At 69.1% G+C, this 11,716-nt stretch carries 2 protein-coding genes and 1 pseudogene; all 3 read right to left on the reverse strand.

The genetic code is table 11. The features are described 5' to 3' along the window. The coding region (locus ACIOKD_RS41835) for an amino acid adenylation domain-containing protein (protein WP_402093712.1) at positions 1 to 7,084 on the reverse strand (7,084 nt) is incomplete at its 3' end. Further along, a complete protein-coding gene (locus ACIOKD_RS41840; protein ID WP_402093713.1) occupies positions 7,081 to 10,971 on the reverse strand; it encodes an amino acid adenylation domain-containing protein in 3,891 nt (1,296 codons plus the stop codon). The genes ACIOKD_RS41835 and ACIOKD_RS41840, both read right to left, overlap by 4 nt. Positions 10,972 to 11,016: 45 nt before the next feature. Next, a pseudogene (locus tag ACIOKD_RS41845) lies at positions 11,017 to 11,715 on the reverse strand (AMP-binding protein); the annotation flags it as partial. Position 11,716: the final 1 nt, after the last annotated feature.

Consider the following 11,716-nt stretch of genomic DNA (forward strand, 5'->3'; position numbering starts at 1 on the left):
CCGCCTCGCCCGCCACCTCCTCCGACACCGCCAACTCACCCAACCGCCGCGCCCAACCCACGAAAGACGTCGTCTTCGCCGCGAACCCCACCACACCGGCACCACGCTCGACCTGCGCATACGCCGACGCAAGATCCTCCAACAGGATCGGCCAGGAAACAGTGTCAACAACCAGGTGATGGACGACGACCAGGAGCAGTTGCCCTCGCTCACCCCGGTCGAAGAGGGCCACTCGCAGCAGCGGGCCCTCATTCACATCGAGTCCTGCCTGTACCTCCGAGGCGTGTGACTCCAGGAAGGCCGGCTCATCCGCAGCCTCCACATCGACGGCATCGACGACCGACACGAGGTCGGCCGGTTCCGCGGCCGCCACACGGCCGACCCACTTTCCGCCCTCCCGGACAAAACGGGAACGCAGCGCGTCATGCTGCTCCACCACGGCCCGTGCGGCCACCCGCAGCACGTCCGCGTCCACCTGGTCGGTCGCCTGCAACACCACCGACTGGTTGAAATGCCAGGGCTCCGGCTGCTCACGTTCCAGGAACCAGCGCTGGACAGGCGTCAGCGGGAAGTCCCCGACCACCAGGCCCTGTTCGGCCTCCGTGGCGGTCTCGGCCGACGCCACCGGCGCCAGAGTCGCCACCGTCTGATGGTCGAACAACTGCGCCACGGTCACATGGACACCGAACTCCCTGGCCCGGGCCACCACCCGGATACTGCTGATCGAGTCGCCGCCCAACTCGAAGAAGTTGTCCTCGACCCCCACTCGTGCCACACCCAGGACCTGCGCCCACACCTCAGCCAGAACCTGCTCGACCTCTGTACGGGGTGCCACATACTCCCCCGACGATCCCGCACGCTCCCCATCGGGCCGCGGCAGTGCCGCCCGATCCAGCTTGCCGTTGGGAGTGAGCGGCAGGGTGGCCAGTTCGACGAAGGCGGCCGGGACCATGAAGGCCGGCAGGATCCGCTGGACGTGGTCCCGTAGAGCATTGACGGCTGGCATGCCCTCTGCGGCATCCTGCGGGACAAGGTAAGCAACCAGCTTGCGGTCCTCGGCGTCACCGAACGCGGTCACCACCGCCGTGCGAACCTGCGGGTGAGTAGCCAGTACGGCCTCGATCTCACCGGGCTCGATACGGAAGCCCCGTACCTTGACCTGGTCGTCGGCCCGGCCGATGAAGTCGAGCGTGCCCTCAGCCAGCCACCGCGCCCGGTCACCCGAGCGGTACATACGGGTGCCGTCGGCGGTAAAGGGGTCGGGCAGGAAACGCTCCGCGGTCAGAGCAGACTGGGCGCGGTAGCCGCGGGCCACCTGCGGACCCGCGATGTACACCTCGCCGGCCACTCCGACCGGGACAGGATTCAGACGCCCGTCCAGGACATACAGACGGGCGTTCGCCACCGGAGCACCGATCGGCGGAGCCGCGGTCGGCTCCGAGGCCACCGGGCCGGTGGTGACCATGACAGTCGCCTCGGTAGGACCGTAGGTGTTCACCAGCGTGCGCCCGGACGCCCAGGCCTGAGCCACCGCCTGCGTCAGCCGCTCCGCACCCAGCAGCAGGGTCTGAATACCGGGTACCTCTTCCGGGTTCAGGACGCCGAGCAGGGACGGCACCACACTCGCCGCCTCCACCGCCTGCGCCCCGATCATCCCGGTCAGCGCCACTGGGGCGGTGCGCTCGGCACTGCTCGCCACCACCAGAGTGCCGCCCGAGGCAAGGGTCACCGCCACATCCAGCACCGCCGCATCAAAACTGAACGACGCGAACTGCAGGACCCGTACATTCGGGCCCGCCCCCAGCACCGGAGCCAGCGCGGTCACCATGCCCACCACACTGCGGTGCGCGACCTGCACACCCTTGGGCCGGCCCGTCGACCCCGACGTATAAATCACATACGCCAGCTGGTCCGCGTGTACGTCGACTTCAGGCGCCGTGGGCGGCAGGTCCCCGGCCACCTCGGCCATCGTCTCGGGCCCGACCACCACCCGCGCGCCACTGTCAGCGACCATGAACTCCCGCCGCTCAGCTGGGTATTCGGGATCCAGCGGCAGATACGCACCACCCGCCTGCCACACCGCCACCATCGCCACGACCATGTCGACCCCACGCGGCAGACACAGCCCCACCACCGACTCGGCACCCATCCCAAGCCCCCGAAGGTGATGCGCCAGGCGATTGGCACGCACCATCAGCCCGCCATACGTGAGTGCCTTGCCGTCCGAGACGACCGCCACCGCATCCGGACCCGACTCCGCCCGCGCAGCGATCAGCTCATGCGCCCCACCCACACCCGGCAACAGCTCAGCAGCCTCGTTCCACTCCTCCACCACCCGCCGCCGCTCACCCGCACCCAGCACCGGCAGCTCACCGATACGCCGCCCCGCATCCTCCGCCACCGCGTCCAGCAGCACGCCGAGATGCCCGGTCAGCCGCTCGATCGTCGCCGCGTCGAACAGCGCGGTGCTGTACTCGATCGTCGCGGTCAGAGCCCCATCGCTGCTGTCGCCCAGCGTCACCGCCAGGTCGAACTTCACCGGAAGGCCGCTGGAGCCCGTGTCGCCCCCACCGGTGCCGCCGTTGCCGCCCTCACCGCTGGCACCGCCGTCGTCCTCCCCGGCGACATAGCTGAAGAGAACCTGGAACAGCGGGTTCCGGGACCGGTCTCGCTCGGTGACCAGTTCGTCCACCAACTGCTCGAACGGCACATCCTGATGCGCGTACGCACCCAGCGCCGCCCCCCGCACCCGCCCCAGCAGCTCCGTGAACGACGGGTCACCGGACAGATCGGACCGCATCACCAACGTGTTGACGAAGAAACCGATCAAATCCTCCGTCTCCGCACGGTTCCGGTTCGCCACCGGCGTGCCCACCACCACATCCTCCGAGCCCGTATACCGCCCCAACAGCACATCGAAGGCCGCCAGCAGCGTCATGAACATCGACACGCCGCATTCGCGCGACAGCGCCCGCAGCGCCTCCGCCGTCCCCCGTGCGATACGGAACCCGGCCACCGCCCCTGCGGAGGACCGCACCGCCGGACGAGCCCGGTCCGTCGGCAGCTCCATAACGGGGAGATCGGCCAACTCCTGCCGCCAGTAGTCGAGTTGAGGCTCCAGGACGTCGCCGGACAGCCACTCCCGCTGCCAGACCGCGAAGTCCGCGTACTGCACCGGCAGCGGCGGCAGCGGATCCGGCTCACCCGCGCGGAACGCCTCGTAACAAGCGCTCAGTTCGCGGCGCAGAATGAGCCGCGACCACTCGTCGGAGACGACGTGGTGCATCGCGAGCGCCAGTACGTGTTCGTCCGCCGCGATCCGGATCAGTGTGGCGCGGATCAGTGATCCGCCCGAGAGGTCGAAGGGGGTGACCGCGTCGGCGAGTACCAGTTCTCGGGCGGCGAGCATGGGTTCGGTGCCGTCGGACACGTCGACGACCGCCAGCGGGAACGACTCGGACGGATCGATCACCTGGTGCGGTACGCCGTCGGTGTCCACCACGAGCCGCGTCCGCAGGATTTCGTGCCGGGCCACGACCGCGCTCAGCGCCCTTCCCAGGGCCTCCACGTCCAGGCCGCCTGGCCAGGGAAGGGGCGCGGGCACGTTGTACTCGGCGGAGCCGGGTTCCATCTGGTCGAGGAACCAGAGCCGTTGCTGGGCGAACGACAGCGGCAAATCCTGGTCCCGGCCGACCGTCACGATCGGTGGGGCCGAGGCCCGGGGCGCGGCGGTCTCGACCAGCGCCGCGAGGGCACGCACGGTGGGGTGGTCGAACAGGGCGGCCAGGGGTATCTCCGCTCCGAACACCTCCCTGACGCGGGAGACCACCTGAGTGGCCAGGAGTGACTGGCCGCCCAGTTCGAAGAAGTCGTCGGTCGCGCCCACCCGTTCCAGACCCAGGACCTGGGCCCAGACACCGGCGAGGAGTTCTTCGGTCACGCTCGACGGTGCCACGTATCCCGTGAGCTGCCGGCGGGCGGCGTCGGGTGCCGGAAGCGCGGCCCGGTCGATCTTTCCGTTCGCGGTCAGGGGCAGCGCGGCCAGTTCGGTGAAGACCGAGGGGATCATGAAGCCGGGCAGGTGTTCGCCCGCGAAGGCTCGCAGGTCGGTGACGGGTGGGATGCCCTCGGCCTGGTCGGCGGGGACGAGGTGGGCGACCAGCTTGCGGTCGGCGTCCTCGCCGTCCGTGGTCACCACCGCCGCTTGGATCGCCGGATGGGCCGCGAGCACTGTTTCGATCTCGCCGGGTTCGATCCGGTATCCGCGGACCTTGGTCTGCTGGTCGGCGCGGCCGAGGAACTCCAGCTCCCCGTCCGACAGCCACCGCACACGGTCGCCGGAGCGGTACATCCGCGAGCCGTCGCCTGCGAAAGGGTCAGCCACGAAACGTTCGGCCGTCAGCCCGGGACGGCGGCCGTAGCCACGTGCGACCCCGGCGCCGGCGATGAACAACTCGCCGTCCACGCCCACGGGAACAGGGTTCAGCCGCTCGTCCAGGACGTACGTCCGCGTGTTGTCGACCGGGGTGCCGATCGGCGGCGTGCCGTGCCCGTCAGGATCGACGCTCGCGATACTCGCGCACACCGTGGTCTCGGTCGGCCCGTACGCGTTCAGCAGCCGGTGCCCGGTCCGCCACCCGGCGGCCACGCCTGCCTCCAGCCGCTCGCCCGCCGTCACCAGCGTGTGCAGGCCCGCCAGGTCACCGGGGTTCAGAACGGCCAGCAGGGACGGCGGCAACGTGGCCACCCGGACGTCACGCTCCCGCACGAGAGCCGCCAACGCCGCCGGCTCCGCCCGCTCCTCCGCCGTCGCCACCACCAACGTGCCGCCGGCCGCGAGCGTCACACAGACCTCGGAGACGGCCGCGTCGAAGCCGAACGGCGCGAACTGCACGACCGCGTCGCCTGCCCCGACCCCGAACTCCCGCGCTTGGGCCCGTACCAGGTTCACCACGCCGCCATGAGCGACCTGTATGCCCTTCGGCCGACCCGTCGACCCCGACGTATAGATCACGTACGCCAACTGCTGCGCGTGAGTGGGCGCTTCGGGCGAATCGGTAGGCATGGCCGCCAGCTGCGCGCGGTCCGTCGGATCATCCAGAACCACGGTCCGCAGCCGTCCCACCGGCAGCTCGTCAAGGATGTCGCTGGTGCCGACGAGCACCGTGGCCCTGCTGTCCGTGAGCATGAAACCGAGGCGCTCGACCGGGTACTCCGGGTCCAGCGGCAGATACGCCCCTCCGGCCTGCCACACCCCCAGCATCGCCACGACCATGTCGACACCGCGCGACAGGCACAAGCCCACGAGCGTGTCGGGACCGACACCCGCGGCACGCAGATAGTGGCCGAGTTGGTTCGCCCGAGCCAGCAGCTCAGCGTATGTCAGCGAGACCTCGCCGCACATGATCGCCTGCACGTCGGGGCACGCGGCCGCCCGCTCCGCGATCAGCCGGTGCACCCCGTCCACCGTGGGCGCGGCTGTGTCCGTGTCGTTCCAGTCATGTACCAGGACGTCTCGTTCGGCGACCGTCAGCATCGGCAGATCGCCGATGTGCCGCATCGCGTCGTCGGCGACGGCGTCCAACAGGGCGACGAGATGGCGGGCCATTCGCTCCACCGTCGTCGCGTCGAACAACGCGGTGCTGTATTCGAGTACCCCTGTCAACTCACGGCCGCCGTCGGTGAACATCAGCCGCAGGTCGAACTTGGCGACCACATCGCCTTCGACACTGCCGAGTGACAGCCCACTACCGGGCGACTGGGCCTGCTCCCGTTCCCGGTGCTGCGCCCCGTCGTCGGTGAAGTAGTTGAACAGCACCTGGAACAGGGGACTGCGTGAACGGTCCCGCTCCGTGACCAGGGCGTCGACCAGCTGCTCGAACGGCAGATCCTGGTGCGCGTACGCGTCGAGCGCCATATCCCTTACTCGGGACAGGAGTTCGTCGAAGGTGGGGTCGCCGGACAGATCGGTGCGCATCACCAGGGTGTTGATGAAGAAGCCGATCATGCGCTCGGTCTCGGCACGGTTCCGGTTCGCCACCGGTGTGCCGACAACCACGTCGTCCGTGTGCGCGTAGCGGCCGAGCAGTACGTTGAACGCCGCAAGCAACGTCATGAACATCGTCGCGCCGCCGCGCCGGGACACCTCTCGCAACGCGTCCGCGGTCCGTGCAGGAACGGTGAAATACGTCTGTGCGCCCGCCGGTGACCATACGGGCGGGCGCGACCGGTCGGTGGGCAGTTCGAGCAGGGTGGCCCCGGCCAACTTGGTTCGCCAATAGGCTAGTTGGCTCTCCAGGACCTCACCCTCCAGCCACTCCCGCTGCCACACCGCGAAGTCGGCGTACTGCACCGGCAAGGACGGCAGCGGGTCCGGCTCACCCGCGCGGAGAGCCTCGTACAGGGCGGAGAGTTCGCGGTTGAAGACCCCCTTCGACCACTCGTCGAAGACCACGTGATGCATGGACAGTGCCAGTACGTGCTCGTCCGGGGCCAGACGGATCAGCAGAGCCCGGACCAGCGGGCCGGCCGCCAGGTCGAAGGGGAGCGCCACGTCCGCTGCCATGAGTATCCAGGCCGCTGCCCCGAGATCCTCCTCGCCGGACACATCGGCCACCGGCAGCGGGAGGGGCTTGGGCGGATCGATCACCTGGCACGGCATGCCGTCGACGCCGGCCACGAGGCGCGTCCGCAGGACTTCGTGGCGTGCCACGATCGTGTTCAGGGCGGCGCTGAGCGCCGCCACGTCCAGCATGCCGCCAAGGCGTACCGGCATGGGTACGTTGTATTCGGCCGAACCGGGATCGAGCTGGTCCAGGAACCACAGGCGCTGCTGCGCGAAGGACAGCGGCAGGGCCTCGTTCCGGTCCGCGACCCGCATCCGAGGCCCATGACCGGTGTTCCGTTCGGACCCACGGTCGGCCAGCAGCGCGATGATCTCGTCGCGGAAGCCCTGAAGCGTGGCCTGGAGCTCGTCCGTGAGCACACCTTTGGGCGCGAACAGCCTGAGCCGGCCGTTGACGACGCTGAAGCGGGCGCCTCTGCTCTCCAGCCCCTCCAGGAACTCCGCAGGGGACATGGTCATGAGGAAACCCCGTTCTCGTCAGACTCTGCGTCCCGGTCGTGGACGTCCAGGCTCTGCAGCACTTCGGCTTCTGACATGTGCTCGATCTCGTACCAGATGCGTTCCTCGACGACGGCCGCGAGGCCTCGCACGGTCGGCTGGTCGAACAGCGCGGCCAGCGGTATGTCGAGTTCGAAGAGTTCCCTGATCCGGGAGACCACCTGGGTGGCGAGCAGTGAATGCCCGCCCAGTTCGAAGAAGTTGTCCGTGGCCCCGACCCGGTCCACACCCAACAACTGCACCCACAATCGGGCCAACACCTCTTCGGCGTCCCCGGACGGCGCCTCGAACTCGTCCAACTGCGGTCGTACGCCGTCTGGTTCGGGGAGTGCGGAGCGGTCGAGTTTGCCGTTGGGGGTGAGGGGGAGGGCTGCGAGTTCGACGAAGACGGCCGGGACCATGAAGGCCGGCAGGCTCCACTGGACGTGGTCCCGCAGGTCAGTGACGGCCGGCATGCCCTCCGCCGCATCCTCCGGCACGAGGTAGGCGGCCAGCTTGCGGTCCTCGGCCTCACCGAACGCGGTCACGACGGCGGTGCGGATCTGCGGGTGGGCGGCGAGTACGGCCTCGATCTCACCGGGCTCGATACGGAAACCGCGGACCTTGACCTGATCGTCGGCCCGGCCGATGAAGTCCAGCGTGCCCTCAGCCAGCCACCGCGCCCGGTCACCCGAGCGATACATACGGGTGCCGTCGGCGGCGAACGGGTCCGGCACGAAGCGTTCGGCGGTCAGGGCAGACTGGGCGCGGTAGCCGCGGGCCACCTGCGGACCCGCGATGTACACCTCGCCGGCCACTCCGACCGGGACCGGGTTCAGGCGTGCGTCCAGGACATACAGGTGGGCGTTGGCGACCGGGGTACCGATCGGCGGGGCCGCGGTCGGCTCCGGGGCCACCGGGCCCGTGGTGACCATGACGGTCGCCTCGGTGGGGCCGTAGGTGTTCACCAAGGTGCGGCCGGACGCCCAGGCCTGCGCCACCGCCTGCGTCAAGCGCTCCGCACCCAACAACAACGTCTCGACACCCGGCACCTCGTCCGGGTTCAGGACACCCAGCAGGGACGGCACCACACTCGCCGCCTCCACCGCCTGCGCCCCGATCACCCCGGTCAGTACCTCCGGGGCGGCGCGCTCGGCACTGCTCGCCACCACCAGCGTGCCGCCCGAGGCAAGGGTCACCGCGACATCCAGCACCGCCGCGTCAAAACTGAACGACGCGAACTGCAGGACCCGAACCCCCGCACCCGCTCCCAGCACCGAAGCCAGCGCGGTCACCATCCCCACCACACTGCGATGCCCGACCTGCACACCCTTGGGCCGGCCCGTCGACCCCGACGTATAGATCACATACGCCAGCTGGTCCGCGTGTACGTCGACTCCAGGAGCCGTGGACGGCAGATCCCCGGCCACCTCGGCCATCATCTCCGACCCGACCACCACCCGCACACCACTGTCAGCGACCATGAACTCCCGCCGCTCAGCCGGGTATTCGGGATCCAGCGGCAGATACGCACCACCCGCCTGCCACACCGCCACCATCGCCACCACCATGTCGACCCCACGCGGCAGACACAGCCCCACCACCGACTCGGCACCCACCCCGCGCCCTCGCAGATGATGCGCCAGGCGATTGGCACGCGCCATCAGTCCGCCATACGTGAGTGCCTTGCCGTCCGAGACGACCGCCACCGCATCCGGACCCGACTCCGCCCGCGCAGCGATCAGCTCATGCACCCCACCCACGCCCGGCAACGCCTCAGCAGTCTCGTTCCACTCCTCCACCACCCGCCGCCGCTCAGCGCCAGTCAGGACCGACACCTCGCTGACCCGTCGCCCCGCATCCTCCGCCACGGCCTCCAACACCGCGACGAGGTGCCCCGCCATCCGCTCCACGGTCTCCGCGTCGAACAGCGCGGTGCTGTACTCGATCGCGCCCGCCAGGCCGCCGTCGCGGTCCCCCAGCATCAGCGAGAGGTCGAAGTTCACCGACGTCGTGGCCGGCGCGGCCATCGCGGATCCGTCGGTGCCGGTGCCGCTGTCGGTGTCGTCGTGCGCCGTGTGGTCCGTACGGTGGGCACTTTCGTCAGGCGTGTAGTTGAAGAACACCTGGAAGAGCGCTGTGCGGGACCGGTCCCGTTCAACGACCAGGTCGTCCACGAGGTGTTCGAAGGGCAGGTCTTGGTGGGCGTAAGCGGACAGGGCGACCTCCCGTACCCGCCCGAGCAACTCCTTGAAGGACGGGTCGCCGGACAGATCGGTGCGCAGCACCAGGGTGTTGACGAAGAAGCCGATCAGGTCCTCGGTCTCGGCCCGGTTCCGGTTCGCCACGGGGGTGCCCACCACCACGTCGTCCGTGTCGGCGTACCAGCCCAGCAGCACGTCGAGGGCGGCCAGGAGGGTCATGGACATCGTCGTGCCGCTCTTGCGACACAGCGCCCGTAAGGCCTCCACCGTGTGCGCGGAGACGGTGAACTCGGTGACCGCTCCCTCGGTGGACCGGACGGCCGGACGCGGGCGGTCCGTACTCAGTTCGAGTGCGGGCAGATCCGTCAGCTGCCGGCGCCAGTAGGAGAGATGTCCGTCGAGTACGTCTCCGGTCAGCCACTCGCGCTGCCACACCGCGAAGTCCGCGTACTGCACCGGCAGCGACGGCAACGGATCCGGCTCACCCGAGCGGAACGCCTCGTACAGGGCGGAGAGCTCACGGCGGAGGATCCGCACCGACCATTCGTCGAAGGCCACGTGGTGGATGGCCAGCGTCAGTACGTGTTCGTCGGGGGCGACCCGGATGAGTGTCGCGCGGATGAGAGGCCCGGCCGCCAGATCGAACGGCGTCATCACCTCCGCCTCCACCTGTTCCCGTGCAGCCGTCACCGGATCGGTGTACCCGGAGACGTCGGTGGCGGAGAGCGGAAGCGGCGTCGGCGGGTCGATGACCTGGTGGACCACACCGTCCATGTCGGCCACCAGTCTGGTCCGCAGTACCTCGTGCCGCGCGAGCACTCCGCTCAGTGCCGCGGCCAAGGCCTCCACGTCGAGATCGCCGGAGAATCGCACCAGTAGCGGCACGTTGTATTCAAGGGAGTCGGGCTCCAGTTGATTCAAAAACCACAGCCGCTGCTGTGCGAAGGACAACGGCAAGGGTTCGTCGCGGCTGATCCGGGTGACGGGCGGCGTCAAGATCCCCTTGGTCGAGCCCTCGACCGTCGCGGCGAGGTCCCGGACCGTGGGGCGGTCGAACAACGCGGACAGCGGTATCTCGGCCCTGAACACCGTGCGGATGCGGGAGACGACCTGGGTGGCGAGCAGGGAGTGCCCCCCGAGCTCGAAGAAGTTGTCATAGATGCCGACCCGGTCGACGCCGAGGACCTGGGCCCAGATGCCGGCGAGCAGTTCCTCGGTGGCGGTGGCGGGAGCCAGGAACCCGTCGAGGTCCGGGCGCATTCCGTCGGGTTCCGGCAGCGCGGCCCGGTCCACCTTCCCGTTCGGCGTGAGAGGCAGCGCGGCCAGTTCGACGAAAACCGACGGGATCATGAAGTCCGGCAGTCGCTCACCGAGGTACGCCCGCAGATCGCCCACCGACGGGGCGCCCGCGGCCAGGTCCGTCGGGACCAGGTAGGCGACCAGCCGACGGCTCTCGCCGTCACCCCTTGCCGCCACGACCGCGGCCCTGATCCTGTCGTGCGAGGCAAGAACAGTTTCGATCTCGCCGGGTTCGATGCGGTAGCCGCGGACCTTGACCTGCTCATCCACCCGCCCCAGAAACTCCAGCTCCCCATCCGCCAGCCACCGCACCCGGTCCCCCGACCGATACATCCGCGAACCGTCCCCCGCGAACGGATCCGCCACGAACCGCTCCGCCGTCAACCCCGCCCGACCCCCATAACCCCGCGCCAACTGCCCACCCGCAATACACAACTCACCCACCACACCCACCGGCACCGGAACCAACCGCCCATCCAGCACATACACCCGCACATTCGGCAACGGCCCACCAACCGGCACCGGCCCCTCCACCACACCCACCCGGCCCAACACACCGAACGTCGAATCAACCGCCGCCTCCGTCACCCCATAACCCGTCAACAACCGCACACCACCACCCAACACCGACCGCGCCCGCACCACCCCACCCCAACGCCACACATCCGTCGTCACCACCACCAACCGCAAACCCCCCAACCACACCCCCACCCGCTCCACATAACCCACCAACTCATCCACATACCGAGGCGCACACTCCAACGCACCCACCCCCGCACCCACCAACACCCCCACCCACTCACCCACATCCACCTGCAAACCAACCCGCCCCACCACCAACACCCCACCCGAACACAACGCCCGCACCACATCACCCGTAAACACATCAAAACTCGCACTCGCCACCGTCAACCAACGCAACCCCACCCCCACACCAAAATGAGCAACCTCCCACCCCGCAAACACCCCCACCAACGCCCCATGCGACACCCACACACCCTTCGGCCGCCCCGTCGACCCCGACGTATAAATCACCGACGCCAACTGACCCGACACCACACCCACCCCCAACACCCCAGCCGACAACCCCTCCAAAACCCCCCGCACCACC

The organism is Streptomyces sp. NPDC087844, assembly GCF_044742785.1.
Classification (GTDB): Bacteria; Actinomycetota; Actinomycetes; order Streptomycetales; family Streptomycetaceae; genus Streptomyces.